The organism is Nonomuraea candida (assembly GCF_000725485.1).
GTDB lineage: Bacteria > Actinomycetota > Actinomycetes > Streptosporangiales > Streptosporangiaceae > Nonomuraea > Nonomuraea candida.
On sequence record NZ_JOAG01000036.1, the window covers coordinates 54,655 to 78,468 of the forward strand.

Sequence of the window (23,814 nt, forward strand, 5' to 3'; positions counted from 1 at the left end):
GGACCCCTCCATGACTTCAGACGCCGTCCTGCGGCAGCGCGCCGCCAAAGTCGTCCCCGGCGGCATGTACGGCCACCTCAACGCGGCCATCTTCGCCCCCGGCTACCCCCAGTTCTTCGAGCGCGGCGAAGGCTGCCGGCAGTGGGACGTGGACGGCCGCGGCTACATCGACTTCATGTGCAGCTGGGGCCCGGTGGTGCTGGGCCACCGGCACCCGCGCGTCGAGGAGGCCGCCGCCCGCCAGGCCGCGCTCGGCGACTGCCTCAACGGCCCCGGCGAGATCATGGTCGAGCTGGCGGAGCTGCTGGTGGACACCGTGCCGAGCGCCGACTGGGCGATGTTCTCCAAGAACGGCACGGACGCCACCACCCAGGCCCTCATGGTCGCCAGGGCCGCCACCGGCCGCACGAAGGTGCTGATGGCGCACGGCGCCTACCACGGGGCCGACCCCTGGTGCACGCCCTCCCCGGCGGGCACGACGCCCAGCGAGCGGGCGGACCTGGTCGAGTTCACCTACAACTCGCTGGAGTCCCTGGAGGCCGCCGCGGCCACCGTCGAGGGCGACGTGGCGGCGATCATCGTCACGCCCTTCAAGCACGACTCGTTCGAGGACCAGGAGCTGGTGGAGCCCGCCTTCGCGCGGGGCGCCAGGGCGCTGGCGGACCGGCTCGGGGCGGCCCTGGTGATCGACGACGTGCGGGCAGGCTTCCGGATCGACCTGCGCGGGTCCTGGGAGCCGTACGGGGTGCGGCCCGACCTGACCGCCTGGTCGAAAGCGATGGCCAACGGCTACCCGATCGCCGCCGTCACCGGGACCGACGCGCTGCGCGGCGCCGCCCAGACGCTCTACTCCACCGGCTCGTTCTGGTTCTCGGCGGTCGCGATGGCCGCCGCCAAGGCCACCATCGAGACGCTGCGCGACGAGGACGGCATCGCCGCCATGGAACGGGCGGGCACGCAGCTCAGGGAGGGCCTGTACGCCCAGGCCAAGGCGCACGGCTTCACCGTCGACCAGACCGGCCCGGTGACGATCCCGTGGCTCAGCTTCGACGGCGACGCCGACCTGTCGGTGGCGATGCACTGGAGCGCCGCCTGCCTGCGCCACGGCGTCTACCTGCACCCCTGGCACAACTGGTTCATGTCGGCGGCCCACACCGAGGCCGACGTGGCGGCCGCCCTGGAGGGCACGGACCGCGCGTTCGCGGAGACCCGCGCCCACTTCGGCTGAGGGCGCGCCGAGGCGGTACCGAGGCCCCACCGAGGCCGCACCGAGGCCGCGCCCGCCGTCCCCGTTCGTGGCGGGGACGCGGGCGCCCCCGCTCCCGAAAGCTCCTTCCGTCCGGCCGTTCCTGTACGGGGCCCGGCTTGATTGGAGGATTACGGCGAATAGCCTGTAACTATGAGGAAGCGGACATGATCAACTGGGTGGGGTTCGTGCCCGCGGCCCTCATGGTGTCGTTGATCCCCGGGGCCAACCAGCTGCTCGGCCTGCGCAACGCCGTGCGGCACGGCGCCCTGTACGCGCTGGCCGGGGTGCTCGGCCGGCTGGCCGCGTTCGTGATCTTCATCGGGCTGGTGGTGGCCGGGTTCGGGACGATGCTGGCCACCTCCTCCACCGCGCTGACGGTGCTCAAGTGGTTCGGCGTCGCCTATCTCGCGTGGATCGGCATCGCCACCCTGCGGCGGGCGGCCAGGGAGCCGGTCGCGCAGGCCGAGCTGGGGCGGGCCGCGGACAGGGGTGTGTGGCCGGTGGTGGCCGGCGAGTTCGGGGTGGCGATCAGCAACCCGAAGGCGATGCTGCTGTTCGCCGCCCTGCTGCCCCAGTTCACCGGCGGGCCCGCCGCGGACCTCGACGGGCAGCTCGCCCTGCTCGGCGCGGCCTACCTGCTCGTCGAGCTGGTCGTGGGGCTCGGCTACATCGGGCTGGGCAGCCGCATCGGCGCGACCGGCCTGCCGGCCAGGACCCGGCGCCGGGTCGATCTCGGCACCGGCGCCTGCTTCCTGGGCCTGGCCGGGCTGCTCGCCGCCGACGACCTCGGCTGAGCCGCCTCCGGCCGCCGTCTGGGGGACGGCGGCCGGGCGGCCTGAGAAACGGCGGCCGGGCGGCCTGAGGAACGGCGGCCGGGCGGCCTGAGGAACGGCGGCCGGGCGGCCTGAGGAACGGCGGCCGGGCGGCCTGAGGCGGGCTCGACGACGGCCGCTCAGCGTCCGGGCGGCTCCGGCGGCGCGTCCGAGGCGCGGCGGCCGGACTCGGAGGCGGCCCAGGTGAAGACGCCCTTGGCCATGAGCGAGAGCTCGTTCGCCGCCCGGGCCGAGAAGACCTCCGCGCGGACGCGGTGCACGCCCGCGTCGTCGGGAGCCGCCAGGGCGGCCAGCTCCGCCAGATGCCCGGCCAGCCGCTCGTCGCCGTCGGACAGGGCCTTCAGCGCGGCGTCCGCGAGGGCCCCGGGACCGCCCGCCAGCCCGGCCACGGATCTGGCCAGCACCGCCTCGGGCGCCGGTTTGAGATGGGCGGGGTTGCCGTCGTACCAGCCGCCGTAGAGCCGCCACAGATTGCGTACGACGAACTCCGGCTCGTCATACCGCGCCCGGAGGTAGGGCCGGTCGGACAGGTGCGCCGGCGGGCGTACCGCGTGCACGATCTCGTCGAGCCGCGCGCCCGCGTTGAGCAGGCCGAGCGTCTGCGTGACGAGCGAGTCCAGCCACTCGGCCGTCTCCAGCAGCGCCTGCCGGATGCGGTCGCGGCCGAAGATCGGGGCGCCATGGCCGGGCAGCATGATCTCGGCGTCCATGGCCGCCATCCGGCGCAGGGCGTGCACCCATTCCCGGGGGTAACGCTGCGCCTTCTGCGGGTTGCCGCAGTTGGGCGTCACCCAGATGAACAGGTCGCCGGGCAGCAGCAGGCGGTGCTCGGGCACGTACCCGATGGTCGCGTCGTCCGTCTCGCCCTTGGCGTGGGACAGGTCGAAGGTGAGCGCGCCGCGCCGCACGGTGAGCGTGTCGGTGTAGGTGACGTCGGGGTGGCGGTAGGCGGTCGGCCAGCGCAGGCCGGGCGCCTGGAACTGGCGCTGGTTGATCACCGCGTTGTAGCCGCTGGTCAGCAGGTACCGCTCGAAGCGGTCGCCGACCGCCCGGTGGGCGTAGACGGTGGCGCGCGGGCCCTCCTCCTCGAACGGCCCGGTGCCGAAGACGTGGTCGATGTGGCCGTGCGAGTAGAAGGCGGTGGTGAGCGGCGCCCGGGACCAGGCGCGGACGTCCTGGTGCAGCCGGCCGGCGGAGAAGGGGCTGCTGGTGTCGAAGAGCAGCAGCTCGCCCTCCGTCTCGAAGACGATCACGTTGCCGAACCCCGGCCACCAGCCCAACCCGTCGGTGATCGTGACGACGCCCTCGTCCTCCAGGCCGGCGTCGGCGATGCTGTCGTCGGACTCCCCGAGCCACACCCGCTCCGCGTACTCCTCAATCATGTGCCCACTCTGCTTCTAGAATCTCGTTCCAGCAAGTCATCACGGCAAGGTCACGTCTCGATCGCACCCCCTTGACGCGCGTCGGAGCCCCTCCGTACGTTGCGGGGCAAACGTTTAGGAAACTTTCCTAATCTAGGAGCCCTCATGACCCACCCGGGTGAGATCACGCGGCGTCAGCTCTTAAGGCGGATCGGTATGACCGCGCTCGCCGCCGGCCCCGGCGCGGGCGTGCTGAGCGCCTGCGCCACCGCCGGCACGGGCGGAGGCGAGCCGGCGGCCACGCCGTCCACCTCGCTCCCGGCCTCGGCGGACCCGCGCAACCCGTTCGGCGTGGACGCCAAGAAGGCGCTGGAAGTGGTCATCTTCAGCGGCGCGTACGGCGACGCGTACGCCAAGGAGGTGCACGAGGCGCTCTACAAGCAGGCCTTCCCCGGCGTCACCGTCACCCACACCGCCACCCAGGAGATCGGCACGCTGCTGCGCCCGCGCCTGGTCGGCGGCGACGCGCCCGACGTGATCAACAACTCCGGCCCCAAGTCGATGGACCTGGCCGCGCTGGCCGCCGAGGGCCACCTCGCCGACCTGACCCCGCTGTTCGACGCGCCATCGGTCGACGACCCCGCCAAGAAGGTGCGCGACACCGTCACGCCGGCCGTGCTCGCCAACGCCCTGGTCACGGGCAAGAACCTGGTGCTGAACTACACCGTCTCCCACCGGGCGCTCTGGTACAACGCCAAGCTGTTCGCCGCCAAGGGCTGGAAGGTGCCGGCGACCTGGCAGGAGTTCACGGCGCTGGGGGAGACGGCCAAGAAGGAGGGCATCCTGCTCTTCGCCTACCCCGGGCAGAAGGGGCCGTACTACCAGCTCTGGAACGTGCTCTACACCGCCGCCAAGATCGGCGGCAACCAGGTCATCCTCGACATCGACAACCTGGTGGACAACGCCTGGACCGCCGAGCCGATGCAGCGGGCGGTCACCGTCTGGGTGGACGTCCAGACGAAATACGGCGACAAGGCGTACTTCGGCCTCGACCACACCCAGACCCAGATCAAGCAGCTCCAGAACAAGGTGCTGTTCTATCCCGTGGGCTCCTGGATCGAGAACGAGATGGTCAAGGACATCCCGGACGACTTCGAGTACGCCATCGCCCCCATCCCCGAGGTCACCGGCGCCGACAAGATGCCGTACGGCGCCATCCAGGTGGGCGTGGGCGAGAACTTCGTGGTCGCCGCCAAGGGCGAGAACCCGCAGGGCGGCCTGGAGTACCTGCGCATCATGCTCTCCAAGGAGGGCGCGCGCCGCTTCACGGAGAAGACCAAGAACGTCACCGTCGTCAACGGCGCCGCCGAGGGCGTGGACCTGCCCGCCGGCCTCCTGAGCGCGGCCAGGGCCCAGGACAAGGCGGGCCAGAACATCATCACCGAGGCGCGCTTCGAGGGCTGGTACAAGGAGCTGTTCGACTACGGCACCGAGCAGATCAACGTGGTGATGGCCGGCCGGATCACACCCGCCGAGTTCTGCGCCCGGATGCAGAAGAAGGCCGACGACGTCAAGAAGGACGACGCGATCACCAAGCAGACGCGGAGCCAGTAGCCGATGGAGCGGTTGCGCAAGTACGGGTTCGTCGCCGGGTTCCTGGCCGTCCCCCTCACGCTCTACACGGTCTTCGTGATCAGCCCCTACGCCCAGGCGTTCCAGCTCTCGCTGACGAGCTGGAACGGCTACAGCTCGATCGTGCGGTACGTGGGGCTGGACAACTTCGGCCGGCTGTTCGGTGACGAGGTCTTCTGGCGGGCCCTGCGCAACCACGGCATCCTGCTGCTGGCGCTGCCGCTCACCACGATCGTCATCGCGCTGTTCCTCGCCTTCCTGCTCAACCTCGGCGGCGGCACGCGCGGGGCCGGCATGCGCGGCGTCTGGGGGTCGGGGTTCTACCGGGTGGTGTTCTTCTTCCCCCAGGTCCTGGCCGTGGCCGTGGTCGGGGTGCTGTTCCAGGCCGTCTACCGGCCCGACGAGGACGGCGTCATCAACGGCGTGCTGGCCCGGTTCGGCGTCGCGCCGGTCGGCTGGCTCACCGAGCCGGACCTCGCCCTGTGGTCGATCATCGCGGTGATGGTCTGGCAGGCGGTCGGCTTCTACGTGGTGCTGTTCTCGGCGGGCATGGCGGCCATCCCCAAGGACTACTTCGAGGCCGCCGCCCTGGACGGCGCCAACCGCGTCCGGCTGTTCTTCTCGATCACGCTGCCGCTGCTGCGCGACACCGTCCAGGTCGGCTGGATCTACCTGGGCATCGCGGCCTTCGACGGGTTCGCGCTCATCCAGGTGCTGGCGGGGGAGAAGGGCGAGCCCGACGGGGCCACCACCATCCTGCCGATCACCATCTACAACACCGCCTTCTCCTACCAGAAGGTCGGGTACGCGTCCGCGATGGGCGTGGCGCTGTTCTTCCTCACCGTGACGTTCGCGGTGCTGACGTTGCGTACGACCAGGCGCGAGAGGGTGGAGCTGTAGAGATGGCCCCGCGGACAACGGCCCCCCGGCGCATGGACCGGCCCCGGCCGGGCGTGCTGAGCGGGCTCTCCCACGTGGCGCTGGCGGTCTGGGCCCTGCTGATCATCGTGCCGCTGCTGTGGACGTTCCTCGCCTCGTTCAAGAACAACACCGAGATCTTCGGCGACCCGCTGCAACTGCCGGGGGCGTTGCGGCTGGACTCCTGGGGCCGGGCCTGGGACAAGGCGCACATCGGGCAGTACATGCTCAACACCGTCATCGTCGTCTTCTTCGGCACGGCGGGCACCATGCTCTTCGGGTCGATGGCGGCGTACGTGCTGGCGCGCTACCGCTTCGTCGGCAGCAGGCTCGTCTACTACTACTTCGTGGCCGGCCTGGCCTTCCCGGTCTTCCTGGCGCTCGGGCCGCTGTTCTTCGTGGTCAGGCAGTTCGGGCTGCTCAACTCGCACGTGGGGCTGGTGCTGGTCTACATCGCGTACTCGCTGCCGTTCACGGTGTTCTTCCTGGCGGCCTTCTTCCGCACGCTGCCGGCGGCCGTCGCCGAGGCGGCCCTGATCGACGGCGCCTCGCACACCCGCACGTTCTTCCAGATCATGGTGCCGATGGCCAGGCCCGGCCTGGTCAGCATCACGATCTTCAACGTGCTCGGGCAGTGGAACCAGTATCTCCTGCCCCTCGTCCTCCTCGCCGGGGCCCCGGACAAGTGGGTGCTCACCCAGGGCATCGCCCGGATCTCCACCATGGCCGGCTATGAGGCGGACTGGCCGGGCCTGTTCGCGGCCCTGTCCATCACCATCCTCCCCGTCATGGTCGTCTACATCATCTTCCAGCGGCAGATCCAGTCGGGCCTCGGCTCCGGCGCCCTGAAGTGACCTTGCGTCGTCCGGCCCGGCTCCCGGCGGGGGCGCGGGGAAACGGGACACCCCAGGATGCGATGACCGTACGTATCGGGGCGGTCACTCGTTAGAGTGGGTGACCTCTCGGAGTCCTCATGCCGGAGGGACTCCAACCGTGGGGGGTCTCATGCGCGTGCCCGCATCTCTGCTCGTCCTTCTGACCGCGCTGGCCGGAGGCTGCGCCGGCCCGCCGGCCCCGGTCCAGAACGTCAAGACCGCGCCCGACGAGACGATCAATCTCCACTCCGCCGGGGAGTTCACTGAGGGCGACACCGCGGCCATCGCCCACGACCGCAAGCTCGCCCCTCAGGGCGCGCAGGCCAGCGTCACCGTCGAGTCGGGCCGCGGGGAGACCCGCACCTCGCTGGTCGTGGAGGGCCTGCTGCCCGACCGCCGCTACGGCTCCCACCTGCACGCCAAGCCCTGCGGCAAGAAGCCGGCCGACTCGGGCCCGCACTACCAGCACCACCCGGGCCAGATCAATCCGCAGAGCGAGGTCTGGCTCGACTTCACCACCGACGGCGAGGGCGTGGGCCGCTCCAGCGCCCGCCAGAACTGGGTGCTGGAGCGTGACAAGCTGCCCGGCTCGCTCGTCATCCACGCCAAGCCCACCGTCACCTCCGGCCCCCAGGCTGGCCAGGCCGGCGACCGCGTCGCCTGCCTGACCCTGAAAGAGGACGCCTGAGACCCCACGCCGTCCCGCCGGCGGCCAGGACCTCCCGCCTGGGGGCGGTCCTGGCCGGGCGGGAGAGCAGGGTCAGGCGTGCCCGGCGGGGATGGCGCCGAGCCGGCCCGCCTTGAAGTCCTCGAACGCCTGCACCAGCTCCGCCTTCGTGGAGACGGCCAACTGCCCGCCGTGCAGCGGGCGCCGCTCCTCGCCCACGGTCCCGCGCTGGCGGTCATCCACTGCGTGTCGCCGTTGGTGATCGTCCCGCCGCCGCCGTTGGAGTCGAGGTGGTGCATCACGCCGTCGATCATGTACGTGACGGCCTCGAAGCCGCGGTGCGGATGCCAGGGCGTCCCCTTGGGCTCGCCCGCCGCGTAGTCGACCTCGCCCATCTGGTCATCATCACGAACGGGTCGAGGTACTCGGGCTTGATGGCGGCCGGCGCCCGGCGCACCGGGAAGCCCTCGCCCTCGAAGCCGCTCGGCGCGGTCTCGACGGCGAGCACCTTGCGACCCGGCGTCCCGGCCGCCGGCTCGGGCAGGCGGGGGAGGGTGAGCGGGTTCTCAACGGTCACGGCGGGCATGTCGCGCTCCTTGCAGCGGAATCTGCCCGCCACAACCCGATTTATTTTCAACTATTCCACCCGCTGAAACGAACCAGGCCCACCGGCCCGGCAGGCCGGGCGGCGGAGCGGGAGCGGGCGGCTCATTCCCCGTGGTAGAGCCGATCGAGGTCCACGAGCTGGATCCGGCCGCCGCTCCCGTCCGCGGCCTCCCGGAGCGGCGGCATGAAGCCCGCGCCGCTGAACAACGTGATGACGTTCGGCGCCCGGCCCTGGGCCCGCAGCACCGCCGCGATCCGCTCCATCCGTTCGAGGTGGGCCATGCCGATCGTGTCGCCCCACTTCGCCTCGCCGATGGCCAGGACCTCGCCGTCGGCGCCCATGGAGACGAGGTCCACCTCGTGGCCGGTCCGGGAGCCGGTGTCGTGCACCACCCCGGACAGCACCTGCACGGCCATGCCGCCGAGCGTTTCGTCGGCGGCGAAGGAATGCGCCCAGGTCCTGCACATGTGCTCGAAGACCGGTCCCGCCACGGCGCTGCGGAAGCGCGGTTGCGCGGCCTCCCACAGGCGGGCGGTCCGGCCCGGCCGCACCTGTTCGAGCTGGGCGTACACCGGCCTCATGACCGAGTGGTAGAAGCGGACCAGCGGCTCGGTGATGCGGTAGGCCGAGCGGTTGCGCCGGAACGCGTCCGGCTCGACGGTCAGCAGCCCGGCGTCGGCCAGGACGGTCAGGTGGTGGGAGATGTCGGTCGCCTTGCGCTCGATCCTGCTCGCGATGGAGCCCCGGGTGCAGTTGCCTTCCGCGACCGCGGCCAGGACCGTGTGGTAGAGCCCGGTGTTGGTGAGCGTCGGATCCTCCGCCAGCAGGGCTCTGACCTCGCGGAACAGCGGGCTGGCGGGGCTGAGGACGTGCTCGATGACCCAGTCGTCGAAGTCCTCCCGCCGTGCCGGGGCGGCTCCGCGCAGGAACTCCGACTTGTACGCGAGCGTCCCTCCCACGATCAGGTACACCATCGCGGCGAGCCGGAGATCGTCCAGCCCCCAGAACTCGCGCGCCGCGCGATAGTCGAACGTCGGCACGATCAGCTCCAGGGAAGCCCGGCCACGCAGCGGGGCGCTGCCCATCAGGAGATTACCCATGAAGGAGATCGACGAGCCGCACAGCAAGATCCGCGCCCTGGACTCGACCCGTTCCCTTCGCCTGGGCGACAGGGCCCGCTGCACCAGCGACGGCAGCTCCGGCGTCCCGTGCACCAGGTAGGGGAACTCGTCGATGACCACGGGCACCGGACGCTCGGCGCCGAGCGAGAGCAGCGCGTCGATGGCGTCCTCCCAGTGCGCGAAGCGGATGCTCCCGGGCGAGCCGACGTGGCGTGCCACGGCGTCGCCGAGCTGTCTGAGCGCCTCCTGGCGGGGCACGGCCTCCGTCGCGGAGTAGGAGAAGCCGCCGGTGGCCTCGCACAGGGCCTCCAGCAGGAACGTCTTCCCCTGCCGTCGCCGCCCTGACACGACGCCGAGGCTCGCCCCGGGCTCCTCGTCCGAGGCGAACCGCGTGAGCTGCGCCCACTCCCAGGTGCGGTCGAACATGTCCGCGGGCTTCGGATACGGCATGAGGTGGCCTCCTTTTAGGAGTGCAATTATAAGAAGTGCACTCCTAAAAGGGGTGGGATCTCGTGGGGACGGCAGGTCATGGGTGGTGGCCCCGGCCTGGGGCGGCCTGACCGGGGCGGGGCCAGCGATCGCGGTAGGCCAGGCGGCGGAGCAGGAGTTCGGCCGGGCCGCGGTGGCCGATCCGGCGCATCAGGTCGGCGAGGGAGAGCGACAGCAGCCAGGTGGCCGCCGCCACGGCCGTCGCGCCGGCCAGGCCGAGGTCGTCCTGCAGCCCCAGCCCGTACGGGAAGAAGACCAGCACGAACACGACCGACTGGAAGAGGTAGAGGCTCATCGACCGCCGGCCGAGCGCCTCGACCATGGTCGTGAGCCGGGCGCGCCGCCGGGCCGCGCGGATCGAGACGAGGGCGAGCAGGGCCGCCAGGCCGATGCCGCCGGCGTAGCCGGTGAGGGGCTGCGCCAGCACCGCCGCCCACAGCGCCGCCGGGGACGGCCGCGCCCACAGGCCGGTCTGGACGAGCGCGGCCGGCACGGAGCCGGCGACGGACACCACGGTGGTGATCACGGTGACGCGGATCAGGAGGGCGCGGTGGCGTACGGGCTCCTCCAGGAAGCGGCGGCGCGCCGCCCACATGCCCAGCGCCACCCCGGGCACCACCCCGACCAGGCCCACGGCCAGCACGAACGGCCAGGCGGCGAGCCGCCCGGCGAACAGCTCGCCGAAGCCCTGCCCGCCCGCGGCGATCCCGCCCGCCGTGTACGTCGAGACGCCCCGCGACATCGCGAACCACATGCCCGTCGCGACGGCGGCGGTGGCGGGCACCAGGGTGAGCCCCGCCGTCCACAGCAGGGCGGCGTCACGGCGCCGCAGCAGGCCGGTCAGCAGGACGGCGGCCAGGCCGTACACGGCCAGGATGTCGATCGGCACCAGCAGCGCCGTGTGCGCGAACCCGATGGCCATCAGCCACCACCCGCGCCGGCGCAGCAGCCTGCGCGCGCCCGGCCAGTCGCCGCCCGAGCGGTCGAGCCGCCGGTCGAGCAGCTGCACCAGCGCGTAGCCGAACAGGAAGGCGAACATCGGCCGCGCGTGGTTGTTGACGAAGAGCAGGTGGAAGACGTCGGTGACCGTGTTGAGCAGCGCGGGGCCGCGATCGACGTCGGTCACGAACAGCGGCGCGTGCGCGAACGCGATGGTCAGCAGCATCGTGCCCCGGGCGAGGTCCGGAGCCAGCGCCCGCCCGTCCGGGCGGGCGGCGGGGGCGGCGGCGGGCGTCCTGGCCGGCGCCGCGATCGACGTGGTCATTGTGCGTCCTTCCCGAGTCCGGGTATGTCAGCCGGCGGCCTCCGCGCCCCTGGCCGCGTGCACGATCTTGCGCAGCGCCGTGGCCACCGGCTCGACGGGCTGCGACAGCTGCTCGACGCGCTCGCGGTAGCGGTGCACCTCGCGCTCGCCCGGCACGCCCTTGACCTCGGCCGCCACGGCCAGCGCCGCCAGGACGCGCACGTCCTGGTCGAGCCGTGCGACCGGCCGGCCGCTGCGGACGGCCCTGCTCACCTGCTCGGCGAGCCGGCGCGACAGGTACGCCTTGCGCAGCGTGATCCGCTCGACCGGGAACCCCAGGAACCGGTGCCGCTCCACCCGGATCACCCGCTCGGCCGCCAGCTCGTGGCGGACCACGCGGACGGCCTTCGCGCGGTCCTTGCCCACCCAGTGCCGCCACGAGCGGGGCGGCGACGTGGCGATCTGCTTCCAGACGATCGCCCGCAGCGACCCGGGCGGGGCGCCGGACGGGGCGGCCAGCGCCCGCGCCTTGCCCGCGTCGTCGGCCAGGCTGCCGGCCAGCAGCAGCTCGGCCAGGGCCGCCGCGCGCAGCAGGTAGCCCAGCGTGCCCCGGCCGGCCTGCCGCCCCTTGCGCAGGTCGAAGGCCAGCAGGAAGGCCGAGCGCGCCAGCGGGTCAGCCTGCTTCACTCGCGTCTCCATCCGCCCGCTCCCGTTCTTCTTCCTCGTCGTCTTCAGGGGTCTTGCGCGGCCTGCCGCGCGGGCGCATCCGCCCCACCCCGTCGGGCAGCCGCCCGGCCTCCGACAGCGCCCTGCGCAGCAGGAACTCGATCTGGGAGTTCGTGCTGCGCAGCTCGTCCGACGCCCATCTGGCCAGCGCGTCGTGCACCACCGGGTCGAGCCGCAGCAGGATCTTCTTCCGCTCCACGGTGATTACTGGTAGAGCGTGCCGGCGTTGACGACGGGCTGCGTGTCACGGTCGCCCACCAGCACCACGAGCAGGTTGCTGACCATGGCCGCCTTGCGCTCCTCGTCGAGCTCCACCACGTCGTGCTCGGCCAGCTTCTCCAGGGCCATCTCGACCATGCCGACCGCGCCCTCGACGATCCGCTGCCGGGCCGCCACGACCGCGCCCGCCTGCTGGCGGCGGAGCATCGCGTGGGCGATCTCGGGCGCGTAGGCCAGGTGGATGATGCGCGACTCGATGACCTTCACCCCGGCGGAGGCCACCCGGGCGCCGATCTCGTTGGACAGCTTCTCGTTGATCTCGTCGGCGTTGTCGCGCAGCGACAGCCGCGGCTCGCCGTGGGCGTCGTAGGGGTAGCTGCCGGCGATGTGCCGCACGGCCGTCTCGGCCTGGATGGCGACGAACTCCACGAAGTCGTCCACCTCGAACACGGCCTGCGCGGTGTCCTGCACCTGCCAGACCACCACGGTCGCGATCTGGATCGGGTTGCCGTCGGCGTCGTTGACCTTGGTCACGTCGGTCTCGTGGTTGCGGATCCTCGTGGAGACCCGCCGCCGCACGGTGATCGGGTTGACCCACTGGAAGCCGGGGGTGCGCAGGGTGCCGACGTAGCGGCCGAGGAGCTGCACGACCCTGGCCTCGCCCGGCGCGACCGCCGTGAGACCGAAGAGCATGACGAAGCCGGTCAGCCCCACCAGGCAGCCCGCGAGGAGCAGCCACCCGCCCGCCTGCCCGCCCCCCGAGGCGAGCACCGCGATGCCGGCGATGATGCCCGCGATCCCGGCCAGGATCAGCAGCGTCGACACGCCCAGCATCGTGAACCCGCCGGCCGCCTTGACCGGGCGCTCGTGGGTGTGCGGCGCGGGCATGTCCACGACGGTGCCCTCAAGCGCGACCCCGCCCGAAGTGTTCGCCATCGTCCCTTCCCTTCTCCGTGTGTGACTTCACCTTGCTAGCAACGTGATATCACTTTTCCGGCGGCATGGAAAGGCCGCGCACGCCACGGGTGCGTGCGCGGCCATGCCGTACGGGGGTCGGGACGGGGCTGCGGGGCGGCGGGGCTGGGACGGGGCCGCCGGGGGCGGCCCCGTGGCGTCCGTACAGCCTGAGGTTGGGCGGCGAGCTCGCCTCCAGGTACGCGGGCAGCCCCGCCCCGTCGGCCCGCGCGAGCCCCCGGCGCAGCAGGACGGAGCCGAGCCCCTGTCCCTGGCGGTCCGGCCGCACGCCCAGGAACTGCAGGTACCAGTGCGCGCGGTCGCCCGGGTGCCGGGCCGCCGTGATCTCCAGGAACGTCCTCAGCCGCGCCGGCAGGTACGGCGGCGGCGCCTCACCGTCCGAGCCGTCGCCCGGGATCACGGGGAGCCAGACGGCGGCCGCGGTGTCGTCCAGGACGTCGAGCCCGCCGGCCGCGTCCGACTCCGCGACCACGGACTCGAACAGCGGGGCGGCGACGGCCGGTGAGAGCCAGGTCATGACGGGGTCGGCGGCGAAGGCGGCGGTGAGCACGCGCACGGCCCGCTCCCGGACCTCGTGCTCCGACACCCCTCCATCAGCGCCGGCGGCCGAGCCGGAGTCCAGGCCGGGACCCGAAGCAGAGCCGGCGGCCGAGCCGGAGTCCAGGCCGGGACCCGAAGCAGAGCCGGGGCCCGGGCCGGGGGACGCCGTTCCGGTGCTCATTCCGCGCCCTCCATCTGCGGCATCGGCGCCTCCGCCGCCGCGGCGGCGGCGTTCTCCAGGAGGCGGCGGCGCTCGTCGGGGCCGACGTAGCGGCCGGCGGCGACGACCGCGTGGATGCGCCGGGTGTTCGTGATGTCGGCCAGCGGGTCCGCGTCCAGCACGACCAGGTCGGCCAGCTTGCCCGCCGCGACCGAGCCGGAGGTGCGCTCGCGGCCGAGGAACCTGGCGGGTTCGAGCGTGGCCGCCCGGAGGGCGCGCAGCGGCGTCAGCCCCGAGCCGACCAGGAACTCCAGCTCCTCGTGCAACGCGAAGCCCGGGAACAGGCCGGGGGTCACCGCGTCCGTGCCGGCCAGCAGCCGCACGCCCGCCTCGTCCATCGCGGCCACCGCCGCCCGCCGGTGCTCGAACAGCGTGCGCCGCCGGGCCTCCTCCTCGGAGCTGCGCCCCCCGCCGTAGAAGATCTGGTCACGGACGAACGACCACATGCCGGGCGTGTCCGGCGTCATGTACGTCAGGCGCTCGTCGTCCAGCCGCATCCACTCCGGCAGGTCCACGGTCGCGTGCATGACGAGCGTCGGGCAGTAGGCCACGTCCTCGGCGACCATGCGCTCGAACAACGACGCCGCCGAGGCCGCGCTGTAGCGGCTCACCGACTCCCACTCGACGGCGTTGACCTGCCGGAACCAGTCCGCGTAGTAGAAGCCGGGCTGCGGCGAGATCCGCGCCATCGCCGCCTCCATCCGCTCCACGTCGCCGGAGGTGGCCGGCCACAGGCCGTGGACGTGCTCGAAGGAGCGCTGGCCCGCGCCGATCTGCTCCCGCAGCGGCACCAGGTCGGAGCGGTGGCCGACCACGGTCATGTCCTGCCTGGCCGCCTCCTCCAGCAGCGCGAAGTAGGGCTCCCTGGCCAGCCGGGAGTACACCTTCACGAAGTCCGCGCCGCCGTCCTTCGTCTCGTGCACCGCGCGCCGGGCCTCCTCCGCGGTCGCGGCCCGGATGATCGGCGCGTCCGTGGGGATGTCCTCCCACAGGGCGGGGGAGCCGTCCACGATCGGCCCGGCGATGACCGAGCGCGGCCCGAGCATCTCGCCGGACGACGTGCGCCGCCGCCACTCGTGCAGCAGCGGCTTGCCCCACATCTCGCGGACCGTGGTCACGCCGTTGGCAATGTAGAGCGCGGGGAAGTGCCGCTCGTCGTCCACCCCCGACTCGCTGTGCACGTGCATGTCGGTCAGCCCGGGGATCACGTACCGGCCGGTCAGGTCGTGGACGCGGGCGCCGGGCGGGATCACGACCAGGGACGCGGGGCCCACTTCGGCGATCGTGCCGCCGGAGACGAGCACGGTCTGGTCGGGCAGGGACGGCCCCCCGTCGACGTCGATCACGGTGACATGGGTGAGAGCCAGGGCTCTGTCGTCGGAAATCATGTCTACACCGTATGGACGGGCGCACCGGTGGGCCCGTGATGCCAGCACACTTCCTCGACCGTACTGCTGGCAGGGCCTCCCGCGCCCGGGCGCGGGAACGGAGCGCCCTCCTCCGCACTAGTACAGTACGGCGCATGGAAGAGGACGACGACGGCGGACGGCCGGCCCGGCGCGTGGTCGCCGAGCTGCGCAGGAGGATCGCCGAGGGCCGGCTGCGCCCCGGCGACCGGGTGCCCTCGACCCGGCAGATCGTGCGCGACTTCGGCGTCGCCATGGCCACCGCGAGCCGGGCGCTGGCCCTGCTGCGCGCCGAGGGCCTGATCGTGACGACTCCGGGCTCGGGCAGCGTGGTCCGGGCCCCCGAGCCGCGCGCCCCGCGGCTGACGCCCCGCGAGCTGACGCGTACGCGGGTCGTCGCGACCGCCATCGCGATCGCCGACCAGGAGGGCATCGAGGCGGTCTCCATGCGCGGCCTGGCCGGCCGGCTGGGCGTGACGCCCATGTCGCTCTACCACCACGTCGCCGGCCGCGACGAGCTGGAGCTCCTGATGATCCGCACGGTGTTCCGCGCCGAGCCGCTGGCCGGCGTCGCCCCCGAGGGGTGGCGCGAGCAGCTGGAGGAGGTCTACCGGCTGCAGTGGCGCCTCTACCGCCGCCACCCGTGGCTGGCCGAGCTGCTGTCGCTGACGCGGCCGCCCCTCGTGCCCGAGGCGATGGACCACAGCGAGCGCACCCTCCGGGCGCTGGCCGAGCTGGGCCTGGCGCGTGACGAGCGCAGGCGCGCGGCCCTCGCCCTGCCCGCGCTCGTCCGCGGCCTCGCCCTGACGGCCGTGGGCGAGCTGCGCGCCATGCGCGAGACCAGCATGCGCACGACCGAGTGGTGGGCGGCGATGGAGGGGGAGGTGGTGCAGCAGTTCAGGTCGGGCCGCTTCCCCTATCTCGCGGCCGTGGAGCAGACCGTGGCCACCGACGACCTGGACGAGCTGTTCGAGCACTCCTTCATGCGCTACCTCGACGGCCTCACCCTGCTCGCCGGGGCTCAGCCGTGCGAATAGACCACGATCGACACCGCGATGTACTGCACCAGGTACGCGGCGATGGTGAAGGCGTGGAAGACCTCGTGGAAGCCGAACCAGCGGGGCGAGGGGTCGGGGCGGCGCAGGCCGTACACGACGGCGCCGGCGGAGTAGAAGACGCCGCCGACGGCCACCAGCACGACGGCGGCCACGCCCGCGCCTTCGAGGAGCTGCGGCATGACGAAGACCGCGGTCCAGCCCAGGGCCAGGTAGAGGACCGTGTAGAGCCAGCGGGGGGCGTTCATCCAGAACACCCGGAACAACACGCCGGAGAGGGCGCCGCCCCAGATGACCGAGAGCACCGCCACCCTGGGCGCCCCGTCGAGCGCCAGCAGGGCGAACGGGGTGTAGGTGCCGGCGATGATCAGGTAGATGTTCGCGTGGTCGGCGCGGCGCAGGAGCTCGGCCAGCCGGGGGCCGAGCGTGCTGCGGTGGTAGGTGGCCGAGATGCCGAACAGCAGGGCCGACGTGATGGCGTAGACAGCGGAGGCAAGCCGTGCCTGCAAGGTGGGGCCGAGCGCCACGAGCACGAACCCGGCGATCAACGTCACAGGTAGTGCTCCGGTGTGCAACCAGCCTCGCAGTCTGGGCTTGACGGCGATGGTCGTCATGAAACCTACGGTACCGTAGGTTAGGGCAAAGAGGTCAGAGGCCACTGAAGAAGCGGGCGGCGATGGGGACGGCCGCCGAGCGGCCGGAGCCGCCGTTCCGGACGAAGACGCAGAAGGCCAGATCGTCGCGGTAGCCGATGAACCAGCCGTGCGAGGTCTGGCCGTCCACCTCCGCCGTGCCGGTCTTCCCGGCCACCCCCTCCGGCAGCCCCGCCCCGCTCGCGGTCCCGTGGTCCACCACGGCCGCCATCATGTCCCTGAGCGCCGCGGTGACCCCCTCGTCCATCGGGACGTCCTTGTGCGGGACGCCGTCGATGGCGCGTACCTGCTCCTCCGACAGCAGCCGGGGCGAGCGCCAGGTGCCGCTCTGGACGGCGGCGGCCAGCGCGGCCATGCACAGCGGGGTGGTGACCACCTCGCCCTGGCCGATGGAGTTGAGGGCGAGCAGGTCCAGGTCGTCGGTGTCGGGGACGGCGCCGCAGCTGCCGCCGATGCCGGTGGCGTAGGACCGGCCGAAGCCCCACTCGTCCGCCGCCGCGCGCAGCTCGTCCATGGTCAGCTTGGTGGTGGCCTGCTCGATGAACGTGGTGTTGCAGGAGTGGGCGAACGCGTCGGTGAAGCTCACGGTGCCGTGGTCCGCGTCGTCGGCGTTGTGGTAGGAGGCGTGGAACGGAATCTGGTACGAGGCGGGGCAGGCGAGCTGCGCGGTCGGGTCGAGCCCGCTCTTGAGCAGCGCCGCCGCGGTGATCACCTTGAAGACCGAGCCGGGCGCGAACACGTCGCGCACGGCGCTGTAGTTCCCGCCGAGCCGGTCGGCCAGGGCGAGGATCTCGCCGGTGCTCGGCCGGATGACGATGATCGCCGAGTCCTCCGTCCCGTCCAGGGAGCGGGCGGCGGCGGCCTGCACCGGCCGCGACAGCGTGGTGCGCTCGACGTGGGCCTCGGGCTCGCGCGTCAGCAGCGCCTTGTCCGGTTGCCCCGGCACCTTGGACAGCAGCACCCAGCCGCGGTGGACCTGCTCGAACTCGGGCTTGAGCGGGTTCAGGTACGCCTCGGCGTAGCTGTCGTTCGGGATCCTGGCGCCCTCGCGGGTGACCAGCTCGACCCGCGACGACTTGGTCTCCCCGAGCTCCAGCGTGCCGCCGTCCTTGAGCAGCGGGTGCAGGGTCTCGGGGCTCCACAGGACCTTCCACGCCCGCTCGCGCACGGCCAGCCGCAGCGTGCTGCCGAACGGCCACTCGCCGAACTCGGCGAGCACGCGCACCCCGCTGAACGCCACCTCGGCGGTTCCGTCGCCCGTGCTCTTCACCGGGCCGGGGGTGAGCCGGAGGGCCTCGACGTGCAGCTCCTCGCTCAGCTCCCGGTGCCGGGCGATGAAGTCGGACGGCGGCCGGTCCACCAGCCGCGCCATCTCCATCAGGTCGCCCTCGCGCCAGGAGTCGAAGTACGCGGCGGCCGTCTGCGCGGCGCTGCCCTTGACCCGGTTGGCCGCCACGACGGCGAAAGCACCCGCCCCGACTACCGCGGCGACCGCGATAACGAGCACAATCAGCCTTCTCCGTCGCATACGGTTTCTCCCGGGGAGGGGATCAGAGGTGGCACGTGGACAGCGGGAACCGATGCCTGGCAGTTACCCGGTGACGTTCGGCGAGGTCGAACTTCTCCGGGACCTGGACAGGCAGGACGGCTGGGTGCTGTCCAAAGATGGCGTACCTCAGTCGTACATAGATCTACAAGACCCGACATTTCTGGAATTTGAGTATGTACGACTCATGGCGGATGTGATCGACCTTTTGCCAGACGGGCCGCTGAGCTGCGTGCACGTGGGCGGCGGCGCCTGCACCATCCCCCGCTACGTCTCCGCCACCCGCTCCGGCTCCCGGCACATCGTCATCGAGCCCGACGGCCTGCTGGTCAACCTGGTCCGCGAGCAGCTCGACCTGCGCTCGGTGCCCCGCCTGAAGGTCATCGTCGCCGGCGGCCGGGAGGGCACGGCCAAGGTGTGGGACGAGACGGCCGACCTCGTCGTCCTCGACGCCTTCACCGGGGCGACGATGCCGGTGGAGCTGGCGACGACGGAGTACATGGGCGACATCGCCCGCATCCTGCGCCCCGACGGCACCCTGCTGATCAACCTCGCCGACGGCAAGGGCCTGGCCTTCGCCAAACGCCTCCTCGCCACGGTGACCGGCACCTTCCGGCACGTGGCGCTGCTGGCGGAGCCGGGCATCATGCGGGGCCGCCGCTTCGGCAACCTGATCGTGGCGGCCTCCCGTACGGGCCTGCCGGTGGACCTGCTGACCCGGCGGGCGGCCGGCGGCCTGACGCAGGCGAGATGCGTGTACGGGGAGGCGCTGACGAACTTCATCGCCGGCGCGGCGCCCATCCAGGACGGCGACCCGGTCATGGCCCCTGTGCCACCACCGGCCGTCTTCGGCTGACCCCACTCGCCCACCCCAATCCCATGTACCGGGTGGGCCTTTGGGACCCCGCCCCGAAAAGGGCTTCGCGGCGGGGCGCCTGGCCGCTGGAAACTCACCTCGAAGGGGTCTCGCGGTCGGCTTGGGCTGTGCTGGTTCGGGTCCCGCTTGCCTTGCGTGACACACCCCTTGACTCCGGGCGTTGTTGAGCTGACCATCGAGTGGTCTGCAACACTCTGCAACAGTGAGGGGCCGATGGTGAAGATCACTCTCGTGGCAGGAGACCCCGACTCGCAGCCCCAAGGGTCCCCCACGCTCTACAAGACCGACCGTGGGTCATGGCTCGTACAGGGATGGGTCGTCACCGACCCGGACGCGCTCCGGGAGATGAACATCCCCGAGGGCGAGGCCGCGGTCGAGATTCCGGACAGGCTCGTTCCCTTCTTTCGCGAAGGCGAGTGATGGGACTCTCGTACGAGCAGTTCAATGCGCTCTTCACGCAATTCGACCGGTCCGCCATCCACTTGGAGATGCGGGACTCCTACGGCACCGAGGTCGAGCTCCCGCACATGGCGAAGTGGGCGGTCGGCGAGCCGGATGACCTCGAATGGCTGCGCGACTGGTGCGACCTGGTGCGCGACGGCACCGAAGCCGGGAAGACGTTCAAGCGCGCCCACGTCGTCTCCGAGCCGCTGAGCGACTATCAGCGCTGGTCGCACAGCGTCATGCAGCCGCACCTCAACGCCGGCTGCGAGGTGCGCTGGGTGCCGCGACGGCTGGTCTCTTCCATCGCCTTTCCGGGCAACGACTTCTGGTTGTTCGACAGCCGCCTGGTGGTGTTCCACCACTATGCGGGCAACGGCCGGAACATCGACTTCACCACCTCGACCGATGCTCACGACGTGCGCCTGTGCATGTCGGCGTTCGAGGCGGTCTGGGGGCTGGGCATCCCGCACGCCGAGTACAAGCCGTCCTGAACGGCGAGAAGATCGTTCAGTGACCAGCTCGGCGCAGCAGGCGCGGCAAGCCTTCGGTGAACGTCTACGAGAGATCCGCTTGGCCGCGGGTCTCTCGGGACGGCAGCTCGCAGTGGCAGTCGGGATCCATTTCACCAAGGTCAGCCGCGTGGAGCATGGCAGGCAGACCCCCACGGATGCCGAGATCCGCGCATGGTGCTCCGCCTGCGACGCCAAGGACGAAGCGCCCGGTCTGATCTCCCAGGCGCGGCAGGTCGATTCGCTCTACCGCGAATGGCGCAGGCAGGCGCGTACGGGCCTGCGCCGGCTCCAGGAGGACATGGCGACGCTCTACGACCGCACCAGGCTGTTCCGCGTCCACGAGCATTGGAGCATCCCCGGCCTGCTGCAAACAGCCGCGTACTCGATCGCGAGCATGGCCTACTGGGCTCAGCTCCTCGACCTCCCCGACGATCGTGAAGAGGCGACCGCGGCCCGACTGACCCGCCAGCGCATCCTCCGGGAGGGCGATCACCGGTTCGTGTTCCTGCTCGCCGAGCAGACCTTGAGAACCCGTGTCTGCTCAGCCGAGGCCATGCTTGAGCAGCTCGACCGGGTCATGGCGGCCATCGCCCTGCCCAATGTGTCGATCGGGATCATCCCCGCGGAGGCCGGCCTGGGAGCCCACACGCAAACCGCCTTCTGGATCTTTGATGAGCGTCTCGTCAAGGTCGAGACGCTGACGGCAGCGCTCGACATCTCCCGGCCTGAGGAGGTGCACATCTACCTGACCGTCTTCGAGCAGATGGCACGGGCCGCCGTCTATGGCGATGCGGCGCGGTCGCTGATCCTGCGGGCGCGGGACGGAATTCTGCAACAACCTGAAACATCGTAGAGCGAAGCGCTTCGGCCGTTCTACCGTTCCGTACATGGACAGTCACGGGTCCGGTCCTCCGATGCGAGCGTCCTCTCCGTTGCCGGGCAGGGGCGCGACCGCGAGCAGGCCGGCCGGGTTCGACACCGTGAGTGGATGAGCGGATGGCGACAGCACCGCATGTCCGCGTGGCGCATGGCGATGAGCAAGGGGAGCGGTTCGTGCCTGATCAGAGCGGTTATGACCCGTCCTGGATCGACGACAAGGAGCCGGTCACCGTGCAGGACATCCGGCTGTTGCATCAGCAGGCGCTGGATGCCGGTTGCGATCCGGACGCCCTGAGGCGGGGCTTGGAGGCCGCGGTCCGGGAGGCGGGCGGGATGGAGGGGCTTGCGCGCCGGTGGACGCATCGCAACGAGATGCGCCGCCTGCTGGGTGAGTTCAGGGCGCAGATCCGCCGTTACCGCCGGCCGCCTGCGGATCGGGCCGGGACGGACGACGACAGGCAGCGGCTCCGCGACCTGGTGGCCCGCTATCCGGACCTGGCCCGCGAGGCTCTCGGCGGCGGCGAGGTCCCTCCGACCGGAGGGCCGGGTGGTCCCGCCCATGCGGTGTGGCGGGTCACCTGCGCGGACGGCCCGGTGTTGGAACAGTCCGCCGGGCCACCGGCCCCACCCTGTGGAGGAAAGAAGGGTGGGGCCACCGAGCGCCGCCCCCGGAGGGCTTGGGTCGCGCCGCGGGACTTCGACCGGTCCTGGCGCTCGCTGCGACCGGGCCGTACGCACTCCGGGGGCGGCGCCCTGCGGCCGCAGGAGAGCAGCGGGCGCGGGCGCGCACGCGTGCCGGGGACGGGATCGCCGATATTTGACCTGCTGCTGGTCTGTTCGAGGGCACAGGACGGAAAGGCAGACCAGCATGGGGGAATTGTCTCGGACGTGGTGGCTGCTGCTCATACGCGGCCTGCTGGCCATCGTCTTCGGCGTGCTGGCCCTCATCTGGCCCGGGATCACGCTGCTCGCGCTGGTGGCCTTCTTCGGCGCGTACGCCCTCGTCAGCGGGCTGTTCGCGCTCTTCGCCGGGTTCCGGCACGGGACCCGGTCGAGAGCCTGGCTGATCGTCTCCGGGATCATCGGGATCCTGGCCGGCATCGTGGCGCTCGTCTGGCCGGGCATCACCTCCCTGGCGCTGCTCTACGTCGTGGCCCTCTGGGCGATCTTCACCGGCGTGTCCGAGATCGTGGCCGGGATCGAGCTGCGCAAGGTCATCGACAACGAGTGGCTGTTCATCATCGGTGGCGCGCTGTCGGTGATCTTCGGCGTGCTGCTGCTCCTCTGGCCGGGCGCGGGCATGCTGAGCCTCGTCTGGCTGATCGGCGCCTTCGCGATCCTGTACGGCATCGCCATGATTGCCTTGTCGCTACGCGTGAAGAACTTCACTCCGGGTGCAGGCGTGCCGTAAATTTTGTATATGTACCGGCGTTCTGCGAGAGGAACGTCAGGCCCGACCCTCTGTGGAGGCGCCATGGACGTACACACCCGCCTTGCCCGCCACCTGCTCGTCGACGGTTACCGTCTCGTGCTCGACCTGGAGCTCAGCCACGGATCGTGGCTCGTCGACGCCCGTGACGGGCGACGCTACCTGGACTTCTACACCTTCTTCGCCTCGGCCCCGCTGGGCGTGAACCCGCCCTTCGACCCCGACTTCGTCCGGCTGCTGGGCCAGGTGGCGCGTAACAAGCCGGCCAACCCCGACATCTACACCGAGCACCTGGCCGACTTCGTCGACACCTTCGTCCGCGTGCTCGGCGACCCCGAGCTGCCGCACCTGTTCTTCGTCGAGGGCGGCGCCCTGGCCGTCGAGAACGCGCTCAAGACCGCCTTCGACTGGAAGAGCCGGCGCAACGAGGCCGCCGGCCGCTCCCGCGACCTGGGCACCAAGGTCATGCACCTGACCCGGGCCTTCCACGGCCGCAGCGGCTACACGCTGAGCCTGACCAACACCGAGCCGGGCAAGACCGACCGCTTCCCCAAGTTCGACTGGCCCAGGATCGACGTGCCCGCCATCCACCTCGGCGACGTCGAGGCCGCCGAGGAGCGGGCGCTGGCCCAGGCCAGGGCGGCGTTCGAGCGCGATCCGTACGACATCGCCTGCTTCATCGCCGAGCCCATCCAGGGCGAGGGCGGCGACAACCACATGCGGCCCGGGTTCCTGCGGGCCATGCAGGACCTGTGCCACCGCTACGACGCCCTGTTCATCCTCGACGAGGTGCAGACCGGCGGCGGCACGACCGGGAGCGCGTGGGCCTACCAGCAGCTCGGCCTGCAGCCGGACGTGGTGGCCTTCGCCAAGAAGGTGCAGGTGGGCGGGATCATGGCGGGCCGCAGGGTGGACCAGGTGCCCGACAACGTCTTCCGGCAGAGCGGCCGGATCAACTCCACCTGGGGCGGCGGGCTGGTGGACATGGTGCGCAGCCGCGGCATCCTGGAGATCATCGAGCGCGAGGGGCTGATCGAGCGCGCCGCGACCATGGGCGACGTGCTGCTCGAACGCCTGTCGAAGCTGGAGGCCGAGCGCCCCGGGGTGGTCTCGAACGTGCGCGGCCGCGGCCTGATGTGCGCCTTCGACCTGCCCGACCAGGCCGCCCGTGACGCGCTGGTGACGCGGCTCAGGGAGGAGCACGGCGTCCTGGTGCTGCCGTGCGGCCCCCGGTCCGTACGCCTGCGGCCCGCCCTGAACATCCCCGACGCCGACCTGGACCTCGGCCTGGCCGCGCTCTCGGCGGCGCTGGAGACCCCGGAGCCCTGACCCCGGGGA

24 protein-coding genes and 1 pseudogene are annotated in these 23,814 nt (G+C 71.6%); 13 read left to right on the top strand and 12 right to left on the bottom strand.

The window, feature by feature from the left end; translation table 11 throughout:
* The first annotated feature begins 10 nt into the window (after nt 1–10).
* Nucleotides 11–1,228: an aminotransferase class III-fold pyridoxal phosphate-dependent enzyme gene (locus IO39_RS30560; protein ID WP_043630208.1), complete on the top strand. Its 1,218-nt coding sequence runs from the start codon at nt 11–13 to the stop codon at nt 1,226–1,228.
* A 185-nt stretch (nt 1,229–1,413) separates the two neighbouring features.
* Nucleotides 1,414–2,043, top strand: coding sequence for a LysE family translocator (locus IO39_RS30565; RefSeq protein WP_043630209.1), 630 nt, complete (start codon nt 1,414–1,416; stop codon nt 2,041–2,043).
* Nucleotides 2,044–2,201: 158 nt separating this feature from the next.
* Here IO39_RS30565 and IO39_RS30570 read toward each other — a convergent pair whose 3' ends face one another.
* Nucleotides 2,202–3,464: an alkyl sulfatase dimerization domain-containing protein gene (locus IO39_RS30570; protein WP_052423565.1), complete on the bottom strand. Its 1,263-nt coding sequence runs from the start codon at nt 3,462–3,464 to the stop codon at nt 2,202–2,204.
* A 195-nt stretch (nt 3,465–3,659) separates the two neighbouring features.
* Between IO39_RS30570 and ngcE the strand changes: the two genes are divergently transcribed.
* The 4 genes from ngcE (at nt 3,660) to IO39_RS30590 (ending at nt 7,556) form a co-directional block, all read left to right on the top strand.
* A complete protein-coding gene (gene ngcE, locus IO39_RS30575) occupies nt 3,660–5,057 on the top strand; it encodes an N-acetylglucosamine/diacetylchitobiose ABC transporter substrate-binding protein (RefSeq protein WP_245642391.1) in 1,398 nt (465 codons plus the stop codon).
* 3 nt (nt 5,058–5,060) lie between these two features.
* Nucleotides 5,061–5,975: a carbohydrate ABC transporter permease gene (locus tag IO39_RS30580; RefSeq protein ID WP_043630212.1), complete on the top strand. Its 915-nt coding sequence runs from the start codon at nt 5,061–5,063 to the stop codon at nt 5,973–5,975.
* Between the two features lie 2 nt (nt 5,976–5,977).
* Nucleotides 5,978–6,847 carry a carbohydrate ABC transporter permease gene (locus tag IO39_RS30585; RefSeq protein ID WP_043630214.1) on the top strand — a complete coding sequence of 290 codons (870 nt, stop codon included), beginning with the start codon at nt 5,978–5,980 and terminating at the stop codon, nt 6,845–6,847.
* 157 nt (nt 6,848–7,004) lie between these two features.
* On the top strand, nt 7,005–7,556 hold the full coding sequence (locus tag IO39_RS30590) for a superoxide dismutase family protein (RefSeq protein WP_169789147.1): 552 nt from the start codon (nt 7,005–7,007) through the stop codon (nt 7,554–7,556).
* Between the two features lie 72 nt (nt 7,557–7,628).
* Here IO39_RS30590 and IO39_RS56180 read toward each other — a convergent pair whose 3' ends face one another.
* The 9 genes and pseudogenes from IO39_RS56180 to IO39_RS30630 all read right to left on the bottom strand — a co-directional run bounded on the left by IO39_RS56180 (nt 7,629) and on the right by IO39_RS30630 (nt 15,063).
* Nucleotides 7,629–7,778: a hypothetical protein gene (locus tag IO39_RS56180; protein WP_169789143.1), complete on the bottom strand. Its 150-nt coding sequence runs from the start codon at nt 7,776–7,778 to the stop codon at nt 7,629–7,631.
* Between the two features lie 38 nt (nt 7,779–7,816).
* Nucleotides 7,817–7,930 (bottom strand): annotated as a pseudogene (locus IO39_RS58095) (pirin family protein); the annotation flags it as partial.
* A 313-nt stretch (nt 7,931–8,243) separates the two neighbouring features.
* Entirely contained in the window at nt 8,244–9,713 is a 1,470-nt protein-coding gene (locus IO39_RS30600; RefSeq protein ID WP_043630215.1) for an AAA family ATPase, read from the bottom strand.
* A gap of 76 nt (nt 9,714–9,789) precedes the next feature.
* The gene (locus tag IO39_RS30605) at nt 9,790–11,016 is read right to left on the bottom strand and encodes a DUF418 domain-containing protein (RefSeq protein WP_084773754.1); all 1,227 of its coding nucleotides are present in this window, start codon (nt 11,014–11,016) and stop codon (nt 9,790–9,792) included.
* Nucleotides 11,017–11,043: 27 nt separating this feature from the next.
* Nucleotides 11,044–11,682, bottom strand: a complete 639-nt coding sequence (locus IO39_RS30610; protein WP_043630217.1) for a GPP34 family phosphoprotein — start codon at nt 11,680–11,682, stop codon at nt 11,044–11,046.
* Nucleotides 11,669–11,920: a type II toxin-antitoxin system antitoxin gene (locus IO39_RS30615; RefSeq protein ID WP_043630219.1), complete on the bottom strand. Its 252-nt coding sequence runs from the start codon at nt 11,918–11,920 to the stop codon at nt 11,669–11,671. The genes IO39_RS30610 and IO39_RS30615 overlap by 14 nt, the downstream gene beginning before the upstream one ends.
* A 5-nt stretch (nt 11,921–11,925) precedes the next feature.
* The gene (locus IO39_RS30620) at nt 11,926–12,876 is read right to left on the bottom strand and encodes an SPFH domain-containing protein (RefSeq protein WP_043630220.1); all 951 of its coding nucleotides are present in this window, start codon (nt 12,874–12,876) and stop codon (nt 11,926–11,928) included.
* A gap of 49 nt (nt 12,877–12,925) precedes the next feature.
* On the bottom strand, nt 12,926–13,636 hold the full coding sequence (locus tag IO39_RS30625) for a GNAT family N-acetyltransferase (protein WP_084773757.1): 711 nt from the start codon (nt 13,634–13,636) through the stop codon (nt 12,926–12,928).
* Nucleotides 13,633–15,063: an amidohydrolase family protein gene (locus tag IO39_RS30630; protein WP_043630222.1), complete on the bottom strand. Its 1,431-nt coding sequence runs from the start codon at nt 15,061–15,063 to the stop codon at nt 13,633–13,635. The genes IO39_RS30625 and IO39_RS30630 overlap by 4 nt, the downstream gene beginning before the upstream one ends.
* Before the next feature lie 134 nt (nt 15,064–15,197).
* Between IO39_RS30630 and IO39_RS30635 the strand changes: the two genes are divergently transcribed.
* Nucleotides 15,198–16,118 (top strand): TetR/AcrR family transcriptional regulator C-terminal domain-containing protein, encoded by a 921-nt coding sequence (locus tag IO39_RS30635; protein ID WP_043630224.1) that lies wholly within the window; start codon nt 15,198–15,200, stop codon nt 16,116–16,118.
* Here IO39_RS30635 and trhA read toward each other — a convergent pair.
* Both trhA and IO39_RS30645 read right to left on the bottom strand, forming a co-directional pair.
* Nucleotides 16,103–16,750, bottom strand: a complete 648-nt coding sequence (trhA, locus tag IO39_RS30640; protein WP_043630225.1) for a PAQR family membrane homeostasis protein TrhA — start codon at nt 16,748–16,750, stop codon at nt 16,103–16,105. The genes IO39_RS30635 and trhA overlap by 16 nt on opposite strands.
* A 34-nt stretch (nt 16,751–16,784) precedes the next feature.
* Nucleotides 16,785–18,296: a penicillin-binding transpeptidase domain-containing protein gene (locus IO39_RS30645; RefSeq protein WP_169789148.1), complete on the bottom strand. Its 1,512-nt coding sequence runs from the start codon at nt 18,294–18,296 to the stop codon at nt 16,785–16,787.
* Nucleotides 18,297–18,369: 73 nt separating this feature from the next.
* On the opposite strand from IO39_RS30645, the gene IO39_RS30650 reads away from it, so the two are divergent.
* The 6 genes from IO39_RS30650 to lat all read left to right on the top strand — a co-directional run bounded on the left by IO39_RS30650 (nt 18,370) and on the right by lat (nt 23,805).
* The gene (locus tag IO39_RS30650; RefSeq protein WP_043630228.1) at nt 18,370–19,191 is read left to right on the top strand and encodes a spermidine synthase; all 822 of its coding nucleotides are present in this window, start codon (nt 18,370–18,372) and stop codon (nt 19,189–19,191) included.
* Nucleotides 19,192–19,425: 234 nt separating this feature from the next.
* Complete coding sequence (locus IO39_RS30655) at nt 19,426–19,632, top strand: hypothetical protein (RefSeq protein ID WP_052423568.1); 207 nt, start codon at nt 19,426–19,428, stop codon at nt 19,630–19,632.
* A complete protein-coding gene (locus tag IO39_RS30660; RefSeq protein ID WP_043630229.1) occupies nt 19,632–20,147 on the top strand; it encodes a DUF6879 family protein in 516 nt (171 codons plus the stop codon). Before IO39_RS30655 ends, IO39_RS30660 begins: the two co-directional genes overlap by 1 nt.
* 19 nt (nt 20,148–20,166) lie before the next feature.
* Nucleotides 20,167–21,021, top strand: coding sequence for a helix-turn-helix domain-containing protein (locus IO39_RS30665; protein ID WP_043630230.1), 855 nt, complete (start codon nt 20,167–20,169; stop codon nt 21,019–21,021).
* Between the two features lie 894 nt (nt 21,022–21,915).
* A complete protein-coding gene (locus IO39_RS30675; RefSeq protein ID WP_043630232.1) occupies nt 21,916–22,458 on the top strand; it encodes an HdeD family acid-resistance protein in 543 nt (180 codons plus the stop codon).
* 63 nt (nt 22,459–22,521) lie between these two features.
* Nucleotides 22,522–23,805: an L-lysine 6-transaminase gene (gene lat / locus IO39_RS30680; protein WP_043630233.1), complete on the top strand. Its 1,284-nt coding sequence runs from the start codon at nt 22,522–22,524 to the stop codon at nt 23,803–23,805.
* Nucleotides 23,806–23,814 lie beyond the last annotated feature (9 nt).